19 protein-coding genes are annotated in these 23,591 nt (G+C 48.1%); 15 read left to right on the top strand and 4 right to left on the bottom strand.

What is annotated here, in order from left to right; all coding sequences use genetic code 11:
* Positions 1–7: 7 nt before the first annotated feature.
* On the bottom strand, positions 8–286 hold the full coding sequence (gene rplY / locus R2X38_RS08390) for a 50S ribosomal protein L25 (protein WP_107298375.1): 279 nt from the start codon (positions 284–286) through the stop codon (positions 8–10).
* A 364-nt stretch (positions 287–650) separates the two neighbouring features.
* Here rplY and R2X38_RS08385 point away from each other — a divergent pair, with 364 nt between their 5' ends.
* Entirely contained in the window at positions 651–2,798 is a 2,148-nt protein-coding gene (locus R2X38_RS08385; RefSeq protein WP_317521786.1) for a TonB-dependent hemoglobin/transferrin/lactoferrin family receptor, read from the top strand.
* 77 nt (positions 2,799–2,875) lie between these two features.
* Here the strand turns inward: R2X38_RS08385 and R2X38_RS08380 are convergent, their stop codons facing one another.
* Together R2X38_RS08380 and R2X38_RS08375 are read right to left on the bottom strand one after the other, a co-directional pair.
* A complete protein-coding gene (locus R2X38_RS08380) occupies positions 2,876–4,621 on the bottom strand; it encodes a DEAD/DEAH box helicase (protein ID WP_317521785.1) in 1,746 nt (581 codons plus the stop codon).
* Positions 4,622–4,735: 114 nt separating this feature from the next.
* Entirely contained in the window at positions 4,736–5,230 is a 495-nt protein-coding gene (locus R2X38_RS08375) for a GNAT family N-acetyltransferase (protein WP_317521784.1), read from the bottom strand.
* A gap of 298 nt (positions 5,231–5,528) precedes the next feature.
* Between R2X38_RS08375 and rsuA the strand changes: the two genes are divergently transcribed.
* From rsuA to R2X38_RS08360, 3 genes are all read left to right on the top strand, one after another.
* Positions 5,529–6,224: a 16S rRNA pseudouridine(516) synthase RsuA gene (rsuA, locus tag R2X38_RS08370; protein ID WP_317521783.1), complete on the top strand. Its 696-nt coding sequence runs from the start codon at positions 5,529–5,531 to the stop codon at positions 6,222–6,224.
* Positions 6,225–6,432: 208 nt separating this feature from the next.
* Positions 6,433–7,623, top strand: a complete 1,191-nt coding sequence (locus tag R2X38_RS08365; RefSeq protein WP_317521782.1) for a Bcr/CflA family multidrug efflux MFS transporter — start codon at positions 6,433–6,435, stop codon at positions 7,621–7,623.
* Between the two features lie 9 nt (positions 7,624–7,632).
* A complete protein-coding gene (locus R2X38_RS08360) occupies positions 7,633–8,298 on the top strand; it encodes a DUF2913 family protein (protein WP_317521781.1) in 666 nt (221 codons plus the stop codon).
* Between the two features lie 73 nt (positions 8,299–8,371).
* On the opposite strand, the gene R2X38_RS08355 is transcribed toward R2X38_RS08360, so the two are convergent.
* A complete protein-coding gene (locus R2X38_RS08355) occupies positions 8,372–9,835 on the bottom strand; it encodes a DUF2867 domain-containing protein (protein ID WP_317521780.1) in 1,464 nt (487 codons plus the stop codon).
* 259 nt (positions 9,836–10,094) lie between these two features.
* Here R2X38_RS08355 and R2X38_RS08350 point away from each other — a divergent pair, with 259 nt between their 5' ends.
* The 11 genes from R2X38_RS08350 (at position 10,095) to R2X38_RS08300 (ending at position 23,503) form a co-directional block, all read left to right on the top strand.
* The gene (locus R2X38_RS08350; RefSeq protein WP_107298360.1) at positions 10,095–10,766 is read left to right on the top strand and encodes an ABC transporter ATP-binding protein; all 672 of its coding nucleotides are present in this window, start codon (positions 10,095–10,097) and stop codon (positions 10,764–10,766) included.
* The gene (locus R2X38_RS08345; protein ID WP_317521779.1) at positions 10,747–13,212 is read left to right on the top strand and encodes an ABC transporter permease; all 2,466 of its coding nucleotides are present in this window, start codon (positions 10,747–10,749) and stop codon (positions 13,210–13,212) included. The genes R2X38_RS08350 and R2X38_RS08345 overlap by 20 nt, the downstream gene beginning before the upstream one ends.
* Entirely contained in the window at positions 13,212–14,315 is a 1,104-nt protein-coding gene (locus R2X38_RS08340; protein ID WP_317521778.1) for a lipocalin-like domain-containing protein, read from the top strand. Before R2X38_RS08345 ends, R2X38_RS08340 begins: the two co-directional genes overlap by 1 nt.
* A 36-nt stretch (positions 14,316–14,351) precedes the next feature.
* Positions 14,352–15,689, top strand: coding sequence for an amidohydrolase (locus tag R2X38_RS08335; RefSeq protein ID WP_317521777.1), 1,338 nt, complete (start codon positions 14,352–14,354; stop codon positions 15,687–15,689).
* Positions 15,690–15,750: 61 nt separating this feature from the next.
* A complete protein-coding gene (locus tag R2X38_RS08330; RefSeq protein ID WP_317521776.1) occupies positions 15,751–16,383 on the top strand; it encodes an HAD family hydrolase in 633 nt (210 codons plus the stop codon).
* Positions 16,384–16,678: 295 nt separating this feature from the next.
* Entirely contained in the window at positions 16,679–18,868 is a 2,190-nt protein-coding gene (locus R2X38_RS08325; protein ID WP_411185014.1) for an FUSC family protein, read from the top strand.
* Positions 18,869–18,926: 58 nt separating this feature from the next.
* Complete coding sequence (locus R2X38_RS08320; protein WP_317522248.1) at positions 18,927–20,528, top strand: TolC family protein; 1,602 nt, start codon at positions 18,927–18,929, stop codon at positions 20,526–20,528.
* A complete protein-coding gene (locus R2X38_RS08315) occupies positions 20,529–20,738 on the top strand; it encodes a DUF1656 domain-containing protein (RefSeq protein ID WP_222550521.1) in 210 nt (69 codons plus the stop codon).
* A 17-nt stretch (positions 20,739–20,755) separates the two neighbouring features.
* The gene (locus tag R2X38_RS08310; RefSeq protein WP_317522247.1) at positions 20,756–21,655 is read left to right on the top strand and encodes an HlyD family secretion protein; all 900 of its coding nucleotides are present in this window, start codon (positions 20,756–20,758) and stop codon (positions 21,653–21,655) included.
* A 32-nt stretch (positions 21,656–21,687) separates the two neighbouring features.
* Positions 21,688–22,359, top strand: a complete 672-nt coding sequence (locus R2X38_RS08305; RefSeq protein ID WP_317521775.1) for a potassium channel family protein — start codon at positions 21,688–21,690, stop codon at positions 22,357–22,359.
* Entirely contained in the window at positions 22,352–23,503 is a 1,152-nt protein-coding gene (locus R2X38_RS08300) for an AI-2E family transporter (RefSeq protein WP_317521774.1), read from the top strand. Before R2X38_RS08305 ends, R2X38_RS08300 begins: the two co-directional genes overlap by 8 nt.
* The last annotated feature ends 88 nt before the right edge of the window (positions 23,504–23,591 follow it).

Raw genomic sequence — 23,591 nt, 5'->3', positions numbered from 1 at the left:
ACGGCTATTAAGCGCGTTTGAAGTCCATGTGCTCAACTTTTGGCTTGTACGCGTGACGCTGGATGTCTTGTGGCTTAACAGCAACTTCTTGACCGTCGATCACTAGAACGATACCTTCGTAGAACTCAGGCTTGTCCATCTGGTTGATCACTTCGTCGTGGTTTAGCTCGATAGATACTGGAGCTGCTTCACCACCGTAAACGATTGCTGGGAATTTACCTGCGTGACGTAGGCGGCGGCTCGCACCTTTACCTAGGTCAGTACGTACTACTGCTTCAAATTTCATGTTAAATACTCTTTCAATTAAATTCACTGAGTAATGCGACCTTACTCAATGTCGTAAAAACGAGCGCGAATATTAGCAGCGATCCCATTGTGCGGCAAGTGAAAAAATCACACCTTTTATTCAATGACTTAAAAATTAAGCGATTGGCACGAAAAGGCATTGCCCAGTATATAAAGCCCAGCGGTCTTTATCCAAAGAGAATCAGAACAACAAAAGCAAGAATGGCGTGTTTATGATTGAGTGAAATTCGTGCAAATGCACCGTGAAATAAAAAATACGCATGATAATGATAGTAATTCTCGTTTGTATTTGTAATAATCTCTGCCAGTTTCATTACCAACTAAAATATCAATAAGCAGGGAATATGAGTTACAAGCTTTCTATATTGGCAAGTTCAGTGGTTCTTGCGCTTTCACCAGCTCTACATGCACAAGAAGAGTATTCAGTATTTGACGAAGTGGTTGTTTCAGGTACGCGTTCTGAACAAAGCATCAAAAACATTCCGTCATCAGTGTCTAAAGTTTCGTCAGAAGATATCGAACAAAACTTAGCAACGGATGTTAAGCAAGCACTTAAATACGAGCCGGGCGTACAGGTAAATGGCCAAGGCCGATTTGGTATGCAAGATTTCACCGTTCGAGGCATGAGTGGTAGCCGAGTTAAGGTGCTTGTGGATGGCGTTGAACAGCCTGCATCTTACAACCCTGGTGCTGATGTGATGCGTAAAAACGCCAATACGTTTGAAGTGGATACGCTGACAGCGATTGAAGTGAATAAGGGTCCGACATCAACACTTTATGGAAGTGATGCCCTTGGCGGCACTGTGTTGATGCGCACCAAGAACCCTGAAGATTTATTAGGTGCTGGCGATGATACCCATGTTGGTTTAAAAACGGGTTACGCCAGTGCTAGCGATGAATATAAAGCAACAGTAGAAGTTGCAAACCGCACCGGTGATCTTGAAACCATGGTGATTTACACCTATCGCGACGGTAATGAAACGGAAACCCATGGTGATGGGGCAAACATCAATGGGCCTGAACGTGGTGCTGCAGACCCATTGAACTATGAGTCTCATAATGTACTGGGTAAGGCTTTTTATCAAATCAATGAAGATCACCGTGTTGGTTTAACTGGTGAGTTTTACACACGCGATCAGAAAGTAACCACCTTGAGCCGTGAAGGCTATGACGGTGGTGGTGGCTTTATGCCGGGCTTTGTCTACACCAATGTTAAAGGTGACGATAAGGATGATCGCTTACGTCTTGGTTTCGAGCATGAGTGGCTGGCTGGAAACGTCGCATTTGACTCGTTGGAGTGGAAGCTTAACTGGTCTAAGAGTGAAACAGAACATAATAACTTTGACCATACGGATACTTACGGAAACCGTAACCGTTCCCGATCTGGTACTGATGAAAGCTTACAGCTTGATTTGCAAATGCAAAAAGAGCTGCAATTGGCAACGAGTCGCCATGAACTGACTTACGGTCTTGCTGCATCAGACGCATCGTTTGAGTTGGATTACACCGATTACTTTTTGGATTCAGGTACCAGTAAGCCAGGTTCAACAGAGGTTCCAAAATCTGACGAGGAGAAATGGGCAGTATTCGTACAAGATCAGATGTTCCTAATGGATGAGAAGCTGGTGGTAACTGCAGGTCTTCGTTATGACGATTACAAGGCGAAACCAGATTCTTCTTCTGGTCTAGAAGAGCACAGCAGCGACGCTCTAACAACACGATTAGGTGCTGTTTACCACTGGAATAACAATTTCAGCACGTACGCTCAGTACAGTGAAGGCTTCCGCTCTCCAACAATTTATGAGCTTTACTACGACAAAGACAATGCTGCCCATGGTTACAAGATTGTCTCTAATCCAAACCTGAAACCGGAAGAAAGTCAGTCATATGAAATTGGCCTGCGTGCAAACAATCGCCTAGGTGCACTTGAGCTAGCCGCATTCTACAATGACTACGATAACTTTATTAAGTCAAAGACTGAGGAAGTTAACGGTATCGATGTAACAACCAATGAGAATATCGATAAAGCGCGTATCTTTGGTGCAGAGTTCAAAGGTAGCCTATGGCTAGATGAAGCCTTTGGCGCACCAATGGGGACATACGCTCGCCTGTCGATGGCTTACTTGGATGGTGAAGATAAAGAAACGGGGGACACACTTGATACTCTCGCACCGTTCACAACTGTTGCCGGTGTTGGTTACGATGCCCCTTCAGAAAGCTGGGGTACAGCTTTGACCGTCACTGCTGTTGCAGCAAAAGATAAGTGGGAAGATAGCGATAACCTTGAAGCGCCAAGCTATACGGTTGTTGACTTGACCGGTTACTACCGTCCAACTCAAGATCTAACCCTGCGTGCTGGATTATTCAATGCCTTTGATGAGAAGTACTGGCAGTACCAAGATCTTGAAGGTACATCAGCATCGACAGAAGGTGTTGACCGTCGCACTCAACCAGGCCGTAACTGGGGTATCAACCTAGATTACGCTTTCTAATCATATCCATTAGATAAAACAAAGCCGCACTCAATTTGTTGAGGTGCGGCCTTTTTATTGGGAATGAATATAGCGGGTTAGCCTTTTTGGTATTGATCCAAATCGAACAGCTTATCGCGAATAGCCCAAAAGCGTCCGCTCTTGCGAGCGATCACGATCTCTGGTGGTCGGAAACGATGTTCATTGTTGGCCACTTTGGTCGGCGCAGTATCAGTGAAAGGGCGGTGGCGATCAGCCAGATGCGGATTGACGAATTTCTTCATGAAGTTATCTTTCTGGCCCTTGGTCGATAGCGGCCATACTTCGCTGATTTCGGCACCTTCATCACTGATATAAATCACTTTGAGCTGAGGCTTGCCAAACTTGTTTTTGCCCGGTTCAAGGCGCAGGTCGTGGCAGTTCATGATCATGGCATCTTTGAGCTTGAGGGCATCGCGCAGCTTCTTGTCAGGGTCAACCATCACCGCATCACACACATTACAGCGTCTTGCCGCAATATCGTTATCTGCGCCGCATTCTTCGCAGTACTTGGCCCTAAATCGGTAGCCACACTCTTCACGCTCGCCGGTATCATCGTCTTCGAAGTAACCTTGGCAGCGGCGACCGTAGTGTTCAATCAGGAATCCGGCAGGATCGAGTTTTCCCCAGAAGCTATTTTTGAAGCCGCATGCAGGGCAGGGCACCATAATCACTTCGCTGTCGCTATTGGGTTTAGGATCGCCAACTTCCGGTTGGTACAGGTCATAACAATTGCCAGCGTACTCAAGTACTAAGCAGTCACTCTTGCCTTCGAACAAGCGTAACCCACGGCCAACAATTTGTTGGTAAAGACTGATCGATTCTGTCGGGCGTAAAATGGCAATCAAGTCGACATGCGGGGCATCAAAACCGGTGGTTAACACTGACACATTAACCAGATACTTGATTTCCTGTTTCTTGAACTGATCGATGATGCGGTCGCGCTCGTCCAGCGGGGTATCGCCGATAACTAACGCGGCGTTTTCACCTTCAAGATAGCCCATGATCTCCTTGGCATGGTTGACGGTGGAGGCAAAGATCATGACCCCGCGGCGATCTTTAGCATAGTCAACAACCTGATCGATGATCATCGGGGTGGCCCGGCCTGATTGTTCAATCACGCTGTCGAGATCTGCTTCTTTGTAACGGCCGTTATTACCCGGTTTCAGCTGCGAAAAGTCGTAGCCCATGACTGCCATATCCATCATCTTAGGCTCGGTCAAAAAACCTTCATCGAGCAAGTAGCGGATTGGGAGCTCAAAAATACAGTCCCTGAAGAAGCGATCTTGCTCTGTACGGACTTGTCCACGGGTGTGGTATTTGTAAATCCAGCCCATTCCCAAACGATAAGGCGTTGCGGTCAGGCCAAGGATCTTAATGCCGGGATTGATTTTCTGTACGTGGGAGATCACCCGGCGGTATGCACTGTTTTCATCATCGGGAACGCGGTGGCATTCATCGATAACCAAGAGAGAAAATTCATTGGCAAACTGGTCAAGGCTGTTCACCATAGATTGCACCGAGGCAAAGACGACCTGTTTATCCGTTTCTTTTCGTCCAAGGCCTGCAGAAAAGATAGAGGCTTTGAGGCCATAGCTCTCGTATTTACTGTGGTTTTGCTCGACCAGCTCTTTGACATGGGTTAGCACCAGTACGCGGCCGCGGGCAATGCGGGCAAGCTCTGCAACCACCAAGCTTTTGCCTGCCCCGGTAGGCAGGGCAAGCACGGCAGGCGTGGCGTTCTTTCTGAAGTAATGGATGGTCGCGTTGACACTGTCTTGTTGGTATGGGCGGAGCGTATACATAAGGGTGTAATGGCCAGAGCTAAAAAATACTGTGTAAGTGTACAGATAGGGCTGTTAAATGAAAACACCCACTGGCATCTGTATGTCAGTGGGTGTCTGTAAAGAGAAGATTTGTCAGGAAGCGATGTTTAATGGTACTTCTTCGGGTTTGATGACTTTGGTCATCATACAGAACTGGCGGCGCGGCACGAAATCATGTTTTTCGTAGAACTTACGTGCCCCCTTGTTGCCGATATTCACTTCGAGCGATAGGGCGTGAACGCCGGCAGAGGCCGCATGCGCTTCGATTTGTGGGATAAGTGCGGTGCCGATCCCTTGCTGTCGCCATTCTGGCTTGAGATAGAATTGGTCGATGAGCCCGACGCGTCCTCCGTGCTCCAAGCTAAAGCTATAACTTATGATAATGTGTCCCGCGATAAGCTTTTCACCATCGTTATCGACTTCGATAAACCAAGCCTGGCCTAGCTCAGGGTTGGTAAGTAAGTGCTGGATAGCCTGCTGAGTTTGTTCTTTCTTTTTAGGCAGTACTTCATAGTCAAAAAGCTCCTCAACCAGTTTGAGTAGCATGTCCATGGATGAAATACTTGGCGCAACAAGTGAGATGTTCATATCGTAACCTTCACAGTTAGTCGGTATAACCAATGCGTAGATAATACTTGTTATACGTAACTATTGCCTGAATACGTCTATTGAATTTTAAAGATACATCGAAAAATGTTCGAGACTTTGAGGTTAGTTACGTTCTGAGATTTTGCACTGAACTTTTGGGATAAAATTGTTTCACGAAGAGTCGCTTCGTGCGTTCGTTGTTCAGATGCTTCTATTTTAGCCCATTACGAGAAATGGATAATGCCCAAGAACGCTAGACTTGGTATGATACGCGTTTTTGTACCATCTGGAGCCAACCATGAGGCTTGATAAGTTTCTTAGCACAACACTTGGAATTACCCGTAAAGAAGCCGGTAAACTATTAAAAAACAAACAAATTGAAGTTAACGGTGAGATTGTTAAGAACGGTTCCCAGAAAGTGACCGATGACTGTGACGTTGAATTCAATGGCCGTACGTTACGTTTTGATGGTCCGCGATACTTCATGCTGAACAAGCCATCAGGTTTTGTGTGTTCGCATGTTGATGATTTTAATCCAACAGTATTCATCCTGTTGGATGTGGTCAGCCCGGAAAAACTACATGTTGCAGGTCGTCTTGATGGCGATACCACGGGTTTGGTGCTGCTAACAGATGATGGCCAGTGGTCACACCGTATTACTTCGCCACGTCATGTTTGCGAAAAGGTTTACTATGTTGAAACCGCTGATCCTATAGCGCCTGAAACCGTTGAGCAGTTTGCTGAAGGTGTGCAGTTGCGCGGCGAAAAAGATCTCACTCGTCCGGCTAAGTTGGAGATCCTTGACGAGAAGGCTGCGCTGATCACCATTTCTGAAGGCAAGTATCATCAGGTAAAACGTATGTTTGCTGCAGTGGGTAACAAGGTGGAAGCCCTGCATCGTGAACAAATCGGCAGTGTTGAATTGGATGAAGAGCTTGAGCCGGGAGAATACCGTGCTCTGACCGCAGAAGAAGTGGCATCATTTACTAAGTAGTTAGTTGCCATATGACGGTAAATTAGTTGATTCATACTTAGAGGGATTATGCTGATGATCCCTCTTCATTCTATACATTCCTCCTTTTATTTACGCCTTACTAATATGACATGACAGAAACGCACTAATTCCTAGAGGGAAAGAGTGTATTCAGTTAATTCGTCGTACAATATAAGTCTTTGACTTTTTCCAGCACAACAGAGAACACATGACTGCGACAGACAGCCAGAAACTTAGTATTCAACTCATTATTATATTGGGGGCAATTGGTGCGCTAACACCTTTGGCCATTGATATGTATCTTCCGGCGATGCCGACCATCGCGAAAGATTTGATGGTCAATCCGGGTTTGGTACAGGCAACGTTGACGGCCTATACCGCAGGTTTTGCTGTTGGTCAGCTGATACACGGCCCACTTGCTGATAGCTATGGCCGAAAACCTGTTTTGATTGTCGGCATTATTCTCTTCGCCATTGCTGCTGTTTTCTGTGCTGTCTCCGGTGACATTATCGAACTGACATGGATCCGTGCCGCTCAGGGCTTTGCTGGCGCGGCAGCGGCGGTGATTATTCAGGCCTTGGTGCGTGATATGTTCGAACGGGAAGACTTTGCCCGAATGATGTCTTTTATTACCTTGGTAATGACAGTCGCGCCTCTGGTTGCGCCTATGTTGGGTGGTTTTCTGGCGGTCTGGTTTGGCTGGCGTTCGATTTTCTGGGTATTGGCATTTTTCGCTGTTGTGATTGGTCTCGCTGTCGTTACCAGGATCCCGGAAACCCTGCCAAAGGAAAAACGCTTGCCGTTTCATCTTGGCTCGACGTTACGCAACTATGCCAAGATGCTGACTACGCCGGTGGCGGTGGGTTTGGTGTTCAGTAGCGGTTTCTCTTTCGCCGGCATGTTTACTTTCTTGACCGTGGGCTCGTTTGTCTACATTGATATCTACCATGTCAGCACACAACACTTTGGTCTGTTGTTTGGCCTTAACGTAGTGTGCTTGATTATGATGACCAGTATCAATGGCCGCATGGTGAAAAAGGTTGGCTCACACTGGATGTTACGTTTTGGTCTGACTGTACAGTTAATCGCCGGTATTGGCTTGGTTTGTGGACAGCTGCTTGGCTTGGGCTTGTGGGGGGTAGTGATCCCTGTCATGCTATTTGTCGGAACCATCTCAATTATCGGCAGTAATACCATGGCATGTTTGCTTGCGCGCTATCCTCATATGGCGGGTACGGCATCATCTTTGGCGGGCACCTTGCGTTTTGGTACCGGTACCGTTGTCGGCGGGCTGGTGGCTTTGATGCACAATAACACGCCGTGGCCGATGGCGCTGACAATGGCTGGCTGTGCAGTGCTTTCAGCTTTGTTTTATTGGTTCCTTTCAAAAGAAGCATAAAGGTTATCAATGGCTAAGTTTTATCAAGAAATCTATAAAGTTGTATCACAGGGATTGCAAGAGCTAACGGACTCTCAGCAGGCAGGCAAAACACCGAAGAATCCCGTGAGTGAGACTCTGTACCTCAATGCTTGGGTGACCAAGGTTATTAAGCAGCAGCGTTATGATCATGTGGTCGGCAAAACCTTGGTTGACTGGCAGAAGCAGGCGCGCAGCATGGGTAAAAATGCCCAGCTGAAGAACCAGTTTGAGCAGATCAAGTCTTGCTATGAGGGCATTCCTCGTGATGGTGACTTAACGGATACGTTAAATGCCAAGATCTTGAATGACGTTCAACTAAAAGCGCTTTACGATCGATTGGAAGACCAAGATTGGCTTGTAACTACTGAGTATGAAGTGAACCGCAAAGTGACCCACCATACCGATGGGCAGGCGTCTCTAGTTGTGTGCTCTACTCAGTATGCAGCGGCTTTCGATGAAGCAGGGGAGCTGGTCAAGCCGCTATCTTTGTTTGTTCGTGGCGATGCACGTGCGCTGGTTGATCTTGCTTATGAACAGGGTATGTTGCTGTACAAAGTGACCGACTACAAGTCGATTGTGAAATACCACGGCGAGTACAAGCTTTTCCCGAAAAATGCGGGAACACATCTGCCTGAGCTGCCAACCAAGCCGTAATTCACGGTATGAATTGCGAAACGGGAACCTGTCGGTTCCCGTTTTTGTATCAACTTAGTGAAAGGCGTAGCGGTTAAACAGTCTCGGTTTTTCCTTCCTGTGCTTTTGCCTGGCAACGTTCAACCAGTGCATGGGTCATTCCTCTGAATATAAACAGATGGGCTGGCATCATGGCAAACCAGTAAAGCAAACCAGAAAACCCTGCCGGGTGCCACCATGCACGGATGTCTATTTCACGGTGGTCACCTTTGTCTTCGATAGTAAACTCCAAACGGCCAAGCCCCGGCGCTTTCATGCCAAACAGCAGGGATAAAAATTGGTTAGGGACGATGTTGATGACCTTCCAGGAATCAATTTTATCACCCAGTTCAAGCTGTTCAGGATCTCGGCGATAGCGTCTGAGTGCATCACCACCGATGGCAAAGTCCATCCACTCACGGATCCGCCATAGATAATTGGCGTAAAAATAGCCCTCTTTGCCTCCGACGAGTTGCACCTGCCGCCAAAGTTGCTCGGCAGTGGCATCGGTTTTAAGTCGATATCCCGCTTGCTTGGGGTAATAACCGAAGCCAGGCTGCCAGCGGGCAAGCGCATCAGGGTCAAACCCCCAAATATCACTCCTGACGACTTCATTTTCGTGTCCAAGGCTTTCTTCTACTGCTTCGTCATAGCTAAGAAGCCGTTGGGGGATAAGAGACTGCAGAGCATTGCCATTGGCTTGTAAGTCATGACCTAGGCCCCCGATGAGCGCCTTAGCAATATTAGTCGGCACGGATGTAACAAGGTGTAGCCACCTTGCAGCGAACTTTGGTGTCAGGAAAGGAACCGCTAAGATCCGCGCTTTTTTACCGATATGTTCGCCGATAGTTCTTAGTTGCTGGGCGTAAGTAATGTTTTCAGGCCCAGCAACATCCATGATCTGATGTTTGGTCGGTTTGAAATTAAGCAGCTGCAGCAAATAATACAGCAGGTTACGAAGTGCAATGGGGGAGCTTTTTGAATACACCCATTTCGGTGTAATGAGTAGCGGGAAATGGAAAACAAAGTCTCGCATTACCTCAAAGGCTGCAGAGCCGGGACCAACGATAATACCTGCTCTTAATTCGGTGATGGGTTTTCCGCTTTCCCTGAGAATATCACCGGTTGCTTTACGGGCCTGAAGGTGTTCAGAAGGCTTGCCGTCAGTAGGCTGTAGGGCGCCGAGGTAAATGACACGTTCAACGGCAGACTCTTTAAGGGCATCACTGAAGTTGTGTGCCGCTTCTAATTCAATATCAATGAAATCATGCCCATGGTTCATACCGTGAACGAGGAAAAAGACACTGTCTACATCTTCGAGAAGCTCAGGAAGATTATCAGCTTCGTTGAGATCCAAATAGTGAACGCTGACGTTTTCTATGTCTTGCCAACCTCGTTTTTCTAACAATTTTAGGTTTCGACCTGTCGCTCTGACTGTATAGCCCGCGCTGGCCAATTCGGGCACAAGATGGCTACCGATGTAACCGGACGCGCCGACGACTAAAATTGTTTTTTCCATAAACTACTGCTCCATGTAGCGGGTTAAAATGCTGGAAACAAAGACTGGTTTCCAAACAAAGGTATACAATAAAAATATACAACAGCAAACGGGGTTGTGTTGAGCGAATTTGTGAGGGGCATGTTCGGGCTTTGACGGAAATGTAGATCGATTGTAACGCATTAGGTGTATTTTATATCGATGTTCCGTAAAGGGCTTTATAGAACAATTGGTTTACTGTAAATTTCAGTTCAAAGACTTCCTATCTCTGGGGATAATAATGTTACGACTGGTTGACCTTTGCAAAGGCTATATGGATGGCGATGAATACCATTCAGTGTTGCAGGGTGCAGAACTGAATTTAAAGCAAGGTGAACAACTGGCGCTAATGGGAGAAAGTGGCTCTGGCAAGAGTACTTTGCTGAACTTGATCGCAGGGTTGGATACCGTCGATTCAGGTGAAGTATGGTTGGGTGATAAGCCCATACATACGATTTCAGAGCGTGAGCGCACTGCTTTTCGTCGTAACAACATTGGTTTGGTTTTCCAACAGTTCAATCTACTGCCGACATTGACAACGGCAGACAACATTCGATTTTGTCGCCAGCTTAAAGGGTTACCTGAAAAGCCTGCACTTTGGCGACAGATCATTGCCGCTCTCGACTTGATGCCACTGTTAGGCCGTTACCCTGAAGAGATGTCGGGTGGTCAGCAGCAACGTGCTGCAATAGCCCGTGCTTTGTATATGGAGCCGCAAATTCTCTTGGCTGATGAGCCAACCGGCAGTTTGGATGAGCGAAATGCAGCTGCCGTGATTAACTTGTTAACTAACCTAACGAAACAACTGGATTGTACTTTGCTATTAGTGACGCACAGTAAACAGGTTGCTGCCCATATGAATGGCTGCATTCGCCTGCAGGGAGGGCACTTGCATGTCAAGCCCCGTAGCTAAAGCGCTCTGGGGACATTACAAGCGTCACCCTCTTCAAATTGTTCTTGTATGGCTGGGGTTAACCTTAGGCATTGCCTTGCTGGTCGGGGTAATGGGGGTCAACCAACAAGCCCGTGAAAGCTACCGTGACGGCGAGCTCCTGTTTTCTAATCCATTTCCTTATCGCATTCGTCACAGTCAACCTGCATTGAAAGTACCGCAGGGCTTTTATGTCCAGCTCCGCCGAGATGGTTTCAGCCAGTGTGTTCCGTTGGAAGAGCAGCGACTTCTGCTCGAAAACGGCCGCAGCATCGAAATTGTCGGTGTCGATCCTGTTGCATTGTTTTCCAGCTTCCGCCGTAACACCATGTCGGGCAATGACGATCAGCAGCAGATGCTGTCTTTGATGGAGTCGCCATATCCTGTGCTAGTGGGTGATCAGCTCGCCAACTATATGGGGTTTAAAGACGGCCAGATGTTGAAACTGGATTCAGGCCGAACCCTTGGCCCTCTGCATGTCGTCAATGAAGAGCGGATAAAAGGGCCGAGGTTAATTGCCGATATGTCCTTGGTAAGGCAGCTTCAACCTGGCTCGGGGCTAACCGCCATCTTGTGTGGTGACCTAGATCCTAAGTCGCTCAAGCGGCTTGAAGATAAATTGCCCGTTGCGCTCAAGCTTGAAAAGCAAGAAACCGCAGGGCTTGAGCCACTGACAGATGCTTTCCACCTGAACCTGTTTGCGATGGGAATGTTGGCGTTCGTCGTTGGCCTGTTTATTTTCTATCAGGCGATGTCTTTGTCGTTCTCACAGCGTCAGCCTTTAGTCGGATTAATGCGCCAGGCCGGGGTATCTTCTGGTCAATTGGTTCGAGCCCTGAGCCTGGAACTCATTGTTTGGATTGTCGTCGGCCTTGTTGGTGGTAACTTATTTGGTTTATTACTGGCTGAAAAGCTGTTGCCATCGGTCGCAGAGACGCTCAATGACCTCTATGGAGCCAATGTCAGCCTGATTGTCCGTTGGCAGTGGGAGTGGGGTCTTGCTTCAGTGCTGATTGCTGTCGGTGGCTGCCTGCTTGCCTGTGGCTGGCCTTTGGTGAGGCTTATCCGCACCCAGCCAGCCCGACTATCAAGCCGAATGTCCATAGTGCGCTTCAGTGGCCGTGAGTTTGCTTTGCAAGCGATTTTCTCATGTATGTTCATTGGTGCTGCGATTGCCGTTTATCAACTGCCGCATGGGCAAAAAGCAGGCTTTGTTCTTATCGCCTGTATTTTGATTGCGTCAGCATTGGCGATGCCATTTTTGCTGTGGCAGCTTTTCCGACTGCTGGGTGTGGTTGTACGATCAGCACGTCTGCGTTGGTTCTTCTCTGATGCAGCAGCAAGCTTGAGTTATCGTGGTGTGGCTTCAATGGCCTTCATGCTGGCACTGGCATCAAACATAGGTATGGAAACCATGGTCGGCAGCTTCAGGAATACCACCCAGACTTGGCTAGAACAACGCTTGGCTGCCGATATCTACATTCGTCCAGCGGTCAATATGGCTCCGAGAATGACCCAATGGCTGGAAAACCAAGACGAAGTGAAACAGGTATGGTGGCAATGGCGTAAAATGCTGCCAACTGAAGCAGGTACCCTGCAGGTAGTGAGCATTGGCGGTACCGCCGATGAGAAACAAGCGCTTGCTGTAAAAGTTGCGATTCCTGAATATTGGCAGAAGCTTCATCACGATAGAGCTATTCTGGTCAGCGAATCCATGGCGTTGAAGCAAAACATCAAGCCCGGGCAGATTATCGACCTACCACCTCCACTGAATAAGCAATGGCTGGTGGCAGGGGTATTCTATGACTATGGCAATCCATATAGTCAGATCATTTTGTCGCAGAAACGTTGGAAAGCCGTCTGGCCCCATAAAGGGCAAGTCAGCTTAGCCATTCACCTCAATGACCATTCGCAGTCTACACAGATGATCCGATCCCTTGGTGAAACCTTCCGCTTACCACCGGAGAGGATCAGGAATAACAATGAGCTGATGCTGCAGGCAATGAACGTGTTTGACCGCACCTTCATTGTCACGGCAACACTTGGCAAGCTGACATTGTTTGTGGCGGTGTGTGGTTTATTCTTTGCTACCGTAGCTGGTGAGACATCGCGCTTGAGGCAATTTGCGCTGCTGCGGTGTATGGGAATGACCGGGCGAGAGCTCGCTTTGCTGGGCGGTGGCCAATTACTCATGATTGGCCTTCTGACAGCTTTGATTGCCTTGCCGTTGGGGTTGGTGTTGGCTCAGCTGTTGATTGATGTTGTCTTGAAGTACTCATTTGGCTGGACTATGCCAATAGAATACTTCCCGACTAACTATCTGTTCTCGTTGGGGTCCGCTTTAATTGTGTTGTTGCTAGCAGGTGCATGGCCTGTTTGGCGCTTGGTAAAACAGTCGGCAATTATGTCACTTAGGGAGTCGTTCTGATGAAGGGAGCGAGCTTTCCTCGTTGGTATTTGATTATTTCGGTCATTGCTGTTGCTACAGTGTTGGCTCTGCTGAGTTACGATCAAGAAGAAATCAGCGATAGCCCATCTGTTTCCATGATGGCGGACCCTGATAATGCACAATTCGCCCCTGTCGAGCCGGGCTATCAGTTTCATTTTCCCCGAGATCATCTACCGCATCCGGACTTCCGTGCCGAGTGGTGGTATCTGACGGCAAACTTGCAAGCTGAAGATGGTGAGCATTTTGGCTTGCAGTGGACTTTGTTTCGATTCCGTTCGACGACTGAAGAAGGACGGGGTTGGGAGAGCCCACAGCGTTACATGGCACACTTAGTTGTAACCGGTAAAGATAAAGTGTGGTCTGCTGAGCGTTTTGCTCGTGGAGGCATAGGCCAAGCAGGGGTATTAGGCCACCCGTATCGTGCTTGGCTAGATAACTGGGAGTGGCGATCCTATTCTGATTCGCCATTTCCTGGTGTGTTGTCATTTGAAGATGCCAGTGGCATGGAAGGAAAGTTAGCTATCCAGCAAACCGGTGCTATCGTGCTCCAGGGGGAGCAGGGCTATAGTAAAAAGCATGCAACGGAAGATATTGCCTCTTACTACTTCAGTGCGCCTTTTTTGAATATTGAAGGGCGTCTAGAACTCGACGGTAAACAATATACGGTGAGTGGTGATGCATGGTATGACCGCGAGTGGAGTAGCCGTGGACTTGCCGAAACCCAGCTGGGGTGGGATTGGTTTTCTATCCACCTTGATGATGGAAGTGCATTAATGCTGTACCAGATCAGGGAAAAAGATGTGCGACCGTATTATTTTGGCTCGCTAAGCTGGCCAGATGGTACAACAGAAGTATTATCAGCGGATGATTTTCAGTTGTCACCAATAACGTTCTCGACCTATGGTGGAAAAACGTATCCGATTGTGTGGCAGGTAAAAGTGCCATCTAAAGATATTGAGCTTAAAGTGGATGTGGTCCGAAAGGAGCAATGGCTACCGTTTATCTTCTCTTATTGGGAAGGGCCGATAACGGTTTCAGGGAGTCACACTGGACAAGGATTTATGGAGCTGACTGGCTACTAAAGCCAAGGCTTTGTAAAAAATAGTAGGAACAAATTAGTGTCAAGTAACTTGCAATTCGATGAACAGACGCTGTCACAGCGTTTGATGAATCATCGCCGGGAATTCCATCGCTACCCGGAAGCCGCATGGCGGGAATTCTTCACGACTAGCCGAATCGCTAGTCACCTCGAAAACTTAGGCTATTCGCTGCACTTCAGTGATGAGATCATTCTTCGCTCCTCGATCATGGGACGTGATGAAGTGTTGGTTGCTGAAGCACAGGAGCGAGCAATCAGCTGGGGCGCAGATATTACCTATTTGGCCCACATGGATGGGATCACTGGAGTTGGCGCTGTATTGGATACCGGTAAGCCAGGTCCAGTCATTGCACTGCGCTTTGATATTGATGCCGTGGAAGTGATGGAAAGTGAAGAGGATGCACACCGACCACGTTTCCTTGGCTTTGCTTCGCTAGCCCCTGGTGTTGCTCACGCCTGTGGTCATGATGCCCACGCTTCGATTGGTTTGGGCATTGCAGAGGTATTGGCTGAAAACAAGCATCAACTGAAAGGTAAAATTAAGCTTCTGTTCCAACCTGCCGAAGAAGGCTGTCGTGCCGGTAAGGCGATTGCCGAGAGTGGCTGGCTGGATGATGTTGATTACTTCTTTGCCGCACACATCGGTATGAATGTGCCAAGTGGTACTTTGGTTTGCGATCCCCAACACTTTTTATGCAGTTCTAAGTTTGATCTTCATTTTACGGGGAAACCAGCACACGCCGGTATTGAGCCTAATGCGGGCCAAAATGCTTTGGCAGCGGCCTGTACCGCAGTCAGTCAAATGTTGGCGATCCCGCGTCACCGTGACGGTATGACCCGTATTAACGTCGGGCAGATGCATGCAGGGGACGGGCGGAATGTGATCCCGGCCAGTGCAGTCCTACTGGGAGAAACTCGCGGTGAGAACCGTGCTTTGAACTCATATATGTTCCAGCAGGTCGAGAATATTGCCGAGGCGGCAGCCATGATGCACGGGGTGAAAGTAAAACTGTGTGCTCAGGGGGAGGCTATCGGGCTGGAAAACGACGCTGAACTTGTCGAACTGCTTGAGTGTATTGGCCTGGAAAGTGGCTTTAGTGAAGTGGTTCGAGAGAAAGATTTCGGTGCCAGTGAAGATGCCGGCTATTTGGTTGACCGAGTTCAATCCCGCGGTGGTAAGGCAATTTACTGTCTTGTCGGCTCTGACCTAACTGCAGGGCACCATAACGGTGACTTTGATATAGACGAGAGCCGTATGCTTCCTGCAGTAAAATTGTTGCTTAATGCGGTGAACGCACTGCAGCAACCGCCACTGGTGGAAGAGCCAATAGATGAGTCGTCGATAACAAGTAGTTAAATTTGAGCCCCAGTCTTTCACTGGGGCTTTTTGTATCAGGGCATAACACAGGGAAGAGAGAATGAAATACGAGACACTCATATTTGACTTGGACGGTACTATCAGCGATCCCAAGCTCGGGATAGTACGCTCAATGAACCACGCTTTAGCTGCGCATGGTTATAACACTCGTAGTGAAGAGGAAATCGCCCGATACATAGGGCCGCCTCTTGACCAAACCTTTATGGAGCTTGTTGAATCCCGCCAATCTTCATTGATCCTTGACCTAGTGGATACCTACCGTCAGCGATATTCAGAAATCGGTTATGCGGAGAATCACTTGTATGCAGGGATTAGGGAATCTCTCGATAAGTTGAAACAACAGGGTAAATACCGACTGGGTGTGTGTACCTCCAAGCGAGCCGATTTTGCCAGTCAGATCCTTGCGTTGTTTGATTTGCATGATCATTTTGAATTTGTTGATGGTGGTGATGTCGGGATCGAAAAGTGGCAACAGCTTCAGGCGTTAAAACAGAACGGAGTGATCTCAGATAAGTCATTGATGATAGGTGATCGCTATGTAGACCTGACCGCTGCCCACCGCAATGGCTTACAGTCTGCAGGCGTCTTGTGGGGCTATGGCTCAAAAGCTGAGCTTGAACAGCACTCACCGCGTTTCTTATTTGCCGAACCCAATGAGTTGACTCAGTTATGAGTGGAGTCTCAATGCTGCACGAACTGTTTTAGAGGGCTAACAGTTCGATAGATAAGACAAAAATTTGCTGCGCTTTATCAAAAACCTCCTAGGATTATTAATTATGCCAATAGGGGCATAACCGTCCTTACAGGGCGCATTCTAGGGGCGCAGCTTGAGCACTACCAATACTCAAATACTTCGCATCAGAGATAGGTTGTCGGTTTTCCAATTGAGAAACTGGCTGGTTCCCTTTTGCCTCAATGACAAGTTCAAATTTGCCTTTAGGGTTGCCGTCAGCCTGACCCTCGCGTATATGATTCCCATGGCGTTGGGATGGACGCAACCCTCAACGGCAGCAACAACAGTCATGCTTATTGCCTCTACTGGCAGCCGCCGAGAATCACTGGCAAAAGGCACGCTAAGAGTGTTGGGTACCATCGCTGGTGGCATTATCGGACTGATATTAGTTGGCTTTTTTGCCCAAGACCGATTGCTGTATATGTTGGCGGTCTCCTTGGTGATTGTGGTTGTTTTCTATATCCGTTCTGCCTACCTTAACGATCCAACTCTATTTATGCTGACCGGCGTCATGATCCTCATGATGTACAACGGTGGTGATCCCGAAGGGGCGTTTCTCTATGGTTTAGATCGTACCTTTATGACGGTATTTGGTGTTGTTGTGTATACCCTCGTTGGCGTGTTTTTATTCCCGCCAAAGGTTGAGCAGAACCTGCGGCAACTTGGCGATAATTTAGCTTCAGCACAAAAGGCGCTATTTGAAGCGATGAGCTTACCGCTCCAGCAAACCCAGCAACCTAAGGAGCCTCAGGAGCCTCAGGAGCCGCAACAGGAGCTGGATGCAGACAATCTAGAAGAGACAGCGCAGATTGATGATGCTTCTGATCAAGAGCGAGACAGTGAGGTAGAAGAAGAAGTCCCTCCGACTTTAGCTGAACTCAGCAAGGCATTGTTTGCTGCCCAGCAGGCATTTGAAACTAGGTACCAGACCCTCAACAGCGAATGCAGTGAGATCTCGGCTTATAAAAAAGAGTGGGATGGTACAGTCGCTTTATTTAGCCAGATCACGGAAATACTTCTGTTCGCGGCGAAAGATCATTCACGATCCGGGGGGCACCCGGTCGATTACCTGCGTAACTTTGATGAGCTTCGATCAGAAGTGATCCAGCTATTTGACAGGTTGCCTGATGCTTGGGAAAAGCAAGATGCCCATGCTCCTCAACCTCTGGGGGATGTCGAATATGATGGTGAGAAACTGAAACGGGAAGGGCATTTATATCGTGGGGAAGCATTATCATCGGGTTATCTCTTTAACCAACTCAGGGAGCGATTGACCAAGCTTGAAAGCTGTATCAGCAGTATTGATTCACTAACCGGCAATGTCGGTTTTGATTTACCGCCATTAAAAGGTAAGCCAAATTTTAACTGGTGGGATGCCGAAAATGCTAAATCGGCTGTAAAAGTGTTCATAACATATTGGGTTGCGGGTACGTTTTGGATTCAGTTTAATCCGCCCGGCGGCTATAACTTCGTTATCTTCAGTACCTTGTTTGTCTCAATCCTCTCTTTCCTGCCTTTCCACCCAGTCATGCTTTTCATTCTGTTTACGTTGGGGTTTGTCTTCTCTGTTCCTGCCTATGTATTTCTGTTGCCGCAATTGACGCTGGGAGCAGAGCTGGCGGTATTCATTTTCACCTATACCTTTGTTGGGTTCTATGTGCTCAAAGGCCCAGTAACTATCTTCTTTTTATTAGGCATGTTTACCCTCGGTATAGACAACAACATGGTTTACCACTTCGGTATCACCCTGACGATTGTCACCTTGTTCTATATGACCGTTTTGTCTGTGGTGATTTCGTATTACCTGCCATTTTCCAGCCGTCCAGAACATCTGCTATTGGTGTTTCGAGAGCGTTTTTTCCGCCATGCGACAGGGGTGATCCGGTTGCTGCAAGCTGACAAATTATCGCTGTGGCAAAAGTTACAGCTGGTCTGGCGGATCACCACCATGGTTGTTGCACTAAAAAAAATGCAGGTGTGGGGATCCAAGTTCAAAACAGACCCATACCCGTCAGTGACCGGCGAACAGCTTGGCAGTTATATCGAACAGTGCGACTTGTTTCACCATCACTTAATGACGTTCATTAAGGCTCGCAAGAAGTTGGATGATAATCCGCTCCTTGTTGAGGCCAAACAAGGTAACCGGGATACGGTGGTCCCAGCATTGTCGCAGGCATTGTGGCAGCTAGATTCTTCTGGTGTTGAAGCGCTAAACAGCGAGCATTTGAAACAAGACTATCAAGCGTTGGAAGCGAAGTTGGATCAATATTTTTCTCATCTCGAGTTAGAGAAGTATTCGAATTCAGACATTGCAGGTTTCTATATCTTTCTAAACTTGAAGAAAAATATTTTTGAATCATTGCTCCAGTGCAAGCAGGTGAGTGATGAGGTTGCTTGGGGTGAACTGCAGATGAAGCGGTTTTAGGGGGCGATGCGTGGTAGGTAAGATCAGGGTATGTGTCACTGTGATGTCTTTGCTTGTCATGTCAGGCTGCACGGTGCTGGGTCCCAAGTTTGAAGGGGTGGCACCGGCAACCCTGCCAACGTCGTGGACAACATGGGACCTCGAGCAAAGCAAAACCAAAACGGCACGCTGGTGGCTGCAGTTCAACGATCCGGTGCTCAATGAGTTGGTGGAAAAAGCCAGCCAGCAGAACCTGGATTTGGAAGCGGCTGGTTTGCGTATTCTTCAGGCGCGTGCGGCAGTTGGTGTAGCCGAGTCGTTCCAATATCCGCAACGGCAAAATGTCTCGGGCAGTGTGGCGAAGATCTATCAAAATGAAAATACCTTCGACAATGCCTCATTGAGTTTTGATGCCGCTTGGGAGCTGGATGTTTGGGGACGCTATGCGCTAGGTGTCGAATCAGCTGAAGCGACCTTGTATGCCTCTATTGCGTCCTATCACGATATTCTGGTCACCATCACCTCGGAAGTCGCCCGCAACTATATTAATTACCGGACATTCCAGGAGAGGGTGCTGTTATCTGAGCGCAATATTGAGATCCAGCGCCGCGTAGAACGTATCACTGAGATCCAGTATGAATCCGGGGATGTAACCGAGCTCGATGTGCAGCAGGCGAGAACCCAGCTCTACAACACTGAATCAGCGCTGCCGAGTTTGAAAATCGGCATGATGCAATCGCGCAACGCTATCGCTGTGTTACTTGGGATTTTGCCCGAGCAGGCCATGGTGCTGTTAGACAGCCCGTGGGTCAATGCCAAGGTAAAAGCCTTTGATAACAAGTATAAGGGCACTCGCAGTAGCAGGCTGACGAGTGATTACGATCAGTATTCGTTGATCCCGGCAACAGTTCCCATCAGTACCCAGATTGAAGCAGGCTTGGTACTGCGTCGCCCAGACTTACAGCTAGCAGAGCTTCAGGCTCATGCCCAGAGTAGTCAAATTGGGATAGCAGAAGCAGATCTTTATCCGCAGTTTTCCTTGTTTGGGGTTATTGGCCTTAACAGCACCGTACCGGCAGGTAATGATTTCAGTTTCAGTGACTCGCTAAACCTCACTCTGGGGCCGTCATTTTCCTGGAACATTTTCCAATATGGCCGGGTAGAAAGCACTATCCGTACCCAAGATGCGCGCTTCCAGGAAACATTAACTAATTACAACAAACAAGTGTTGTTGGCCGTACAGGAAGTCACTAACGCCTTGGAGTCATACCAGCTCAACCAAGTCCAGAAGAAGCTGGCCTTTCGATCGGTAGATGCCTCCGTGCGGGCCTACAACATCTCTTTGACCCAATATGAAAATGGCCAAATTAGTTTCGAGCGCTTACTTAACTCGCTAGAGAAGATGACCCGCAGTGAGGATGCCTATGCGATAGTGAAAGGGAATGTCGCCAATCAGGTTGTGGCGCTTTACAAATCATTGGGCGGGGGCTGGGAGGCCGAAACAGGGCGTTCTTATCTTAACGATGCCACTCGCTCGCAGATGGAGAGTCGGACTGATTGGGGGGAAATGCTCGATGAAACACAGTTGCCGGTTTTAGCGCCGAGCGAGGTGCCCAAGGCGAAATCGCCGTTTGGCGAGCCTATCGACCCGGCCAAACAGAGCTACCCGGGAGGGCCTTAAATGGAAGTACCACATGAACTGTCCTGGGGGGACGTGTATTACTCACCCTTTTTGCTCGTCATCATCTTGTCTGTGATCGCGACCTGGATAACCGTGGTGATTTTGAATAAGACCCGCTTATCACGCTTGATTGCTTATCCATCGATGACATTTATCGCTATTACGGTGCTCTACACCGTGGCGATAGATGCATACTTTATTCAGTTTTAGGTGTGCCAATGAAGAGTATAAAAAAGCTATTCGTGATTGCGCTTAACCTCATCATCATTGGTGGAGCCATTTATTTTGGTTACCAGAAATACCAAGAGTATTTTGACAACCCTTGGACCCGCAATGGCCAGGTAAGGGCGAACATTATTAAAGTCGCACCGCGTGTTTCTGGACCGGTGGTGTATGTGGCGGTGGTTGATAACCAGTTTGTCCGCAAAGGTGAGTTGCTATTTCAGATTGATTCAACGACTTACGAAAATACGCTATCACAAGCTGAATCATCTCTAGAGCGCGCCAAAATAAGCTCTAAAGGCAAGAAAATTGAACTGGATAGGCTGCTAGATATTCAACGTAAAGACCGAGGGGCGGTATCACTCAAGGACATTACCCGGCGCCAGATTTCCTATGAGGAGTCGTTGATCCAGATAAAGGTCGCAGAGCAAAAGTTAGAAGCGGCTAAATTGAATATGGAATTTACCCAGGTGTTTGCCTCGGTAGATGGCTATGTTTCCAATCTGGATATTCGTGAAGGTACCCAAGCGGTAGCCAACCAACCCTTGCTGGCGCTGGTTGATGTTAACAGCTTCTGGGTATTCGGCTACTTCAGGGAGAACCAACTTGCCAATATCAAGATCGGTGATGAAGCCAAAGTGACCTTGATGGCCTATCCAGAGCAACCCATCGAAGCGGTGGTTGATTCAGTCGGATGGGGTATCGCCCCGCAAAATGGTGCGGTGGGCTATAACTTATTACCGAGTGTTAATCCGGTTTTTCAGTGGATCCGGCTCGCCCAGCGTATTCCAGTGAAAATCACCCTGGCTTCTTTGCCTGATGGCGTGAGCTTACGCTTTGGCATGACGGCGTCGATTATGGTGATGGAAGAGCAGAAAAGCTCAGAATCAGAACAAACTCAATAATTTAACATTTCATTACGTGGCGGGATGGGGAAATGGGGAATAAAATCACCGAAAAAAATAACTTTTACTACCTCACCATCGCACTGATTATTTTGCTGGTGAGTTCGTCATTGGATCAAGTGCTGAATGTCACTTGGCTGGACAAGATCGTGCAGGGGATCACCTTGCTGACGTTTGTCGTCTGCCTGGTGAGTTTACGGTTTGATTCGGGGTGGTACCGGTTTCTGTTGAGTCTCATCATCGCGTGGATAGGGCTGGCGGCGATCAAAGAGATCTTTGAGCTCAAGCAAGTCGATGTCGCTATGCTGGTATTGATGCTGACCTTCTTTTTCGGCACGTTCAAATCGATCATGCGGCAAATCTTGTTCACCGGGACAATAGATAACAACAAAGTCGTTGGCTCATTGGCGCTGTTTTTATTGCTCGGTTTGATGTGGGCCATCGCTTATCTGCTGATATTGGAATTCTCCCCTGAGTCCTTCACCGGTTTGGAGGCCAAAGACTGGGGAGATAACTTTTCCAGTGCCGCTTATTTCAGTTTTGTCACCTTAACTACATTGGGCTACGGCGATATAAGCCCAACTTCACCCGTTGCTCAGGTCATTGTGTATTTGGAAGCGATTGCTGGTGTGTTCTATATGGCAATTGTTGTAGCCAGCCTGGTCGGCGCCAGCCAAAACAGTCAGGAAAACAACGATGGATAAACAACTTGAAAAGTACAAGAGCAAGATATTTATCAATAATATGTTGGAGTCTTTCATACGCATTGGCTTGCTAGTCATACTGCTGTTATGGACATACGACATTATCAAACCATTTGTTATCCCGGTGCTGTGGGGTGCCATTATTGCGGTAGCCTTGATGCCACTAACATTAAAGCTAGAAGGGGTGATGAAAGGGCGGCGAGGGTTGTCAGCCACTGTGTTGGCATTGATTGGCATAGCTATACTGGTGGTTCCTTTGGTGATCGTGATGGGATCTGTTTTTGATGGTGTGGTTGCCCTAACCAATTTCCTGCAAAGCGAAACCGTGAAGCTACCGGGACCTCCGGCGAAAGTGGCTGAGATCCCTATGGTGGGCGAGAAGGTATACAGCACCTGGGCCTTGTTCGCCACCAACATGGAGCAGGCCTTGATGAAATACTCCGCGGAGATAAAAGCGGCAGTGAGTGCATTTGCCGGTGTGTTGGGAAGTGGCTTGGCAACCGTGGTTATGTTTATCATCTCTTTGCTTATTGCTGCTGGCTTCATGGCACATTCTGAATCAATGGCAACCGCTGTGAAACAGGTCTCTGTCCGGGTGGTGGGTAAACACGGGGAGGAGTGGGCTGGTTTGATCGCCGCCACTATCCGTAGTGTGCTGCTCGGCGTGGTTGGCGTTGCCTTTATCCAGTCAATTTTGATTGGTGCAGCCATGTTTGTATTTAAGATCCCAGCTGCTGGGCTTATCACCTTTGTCGTCTTTATTCTTGCCATTGCCCAGTTACCAGCCTTGCTCATTGTGTTGCCTGTTATCATCTATGTGTTCTCGTATATGGATACAACCCCCGCGACGATATTCACTATTTGGGTGCTGTTAGCAGGGCTTTCGGACAACATTTTGAAGCCTATGTTGATGGGGCGGGGTGTCGAAATCCCCATGCCGGTTATTTTGATTGGTGCTATTGGCGGTATGATCTCAGCCGGTATTATCGGGCTGTTCCTGGGCGCTGTTATCCTCGCGATTTGGTATGAGTTGTTTACCACTTGGATGAAGATGCCCCAGGAGGGAGTAGGAGATACGGAAGTTGAGAGTGTGGAACCGGATCAATCAGATTCAGGCTCAACCGTCCAGCCTGATTCTAAATAGCCGCTAGAGCAGATATAAGAGCTGGAATGATGGATGTTGCAGGGCGTCCATGTTCCAGCTTTTCTTTGCTTGCAAGTTGAATAATTCC

Origin of the sequence: Photobacterium rosenbergii, assembly GCF_033022775.1 — a bacterium.
GTDB classification, from domain to species: Bacteria; Pseudomonadota; Gammaproteobacteria; order Enterobacterales; family Vibrionaceae; genus Photobacterium; species Photobacterium rosenbergii_A.
The sequence above is the reverse complement of the archived record's forward strand: the minus strand, read 5'-3'. Positions and strand labels throughout refer to the sequence as shown.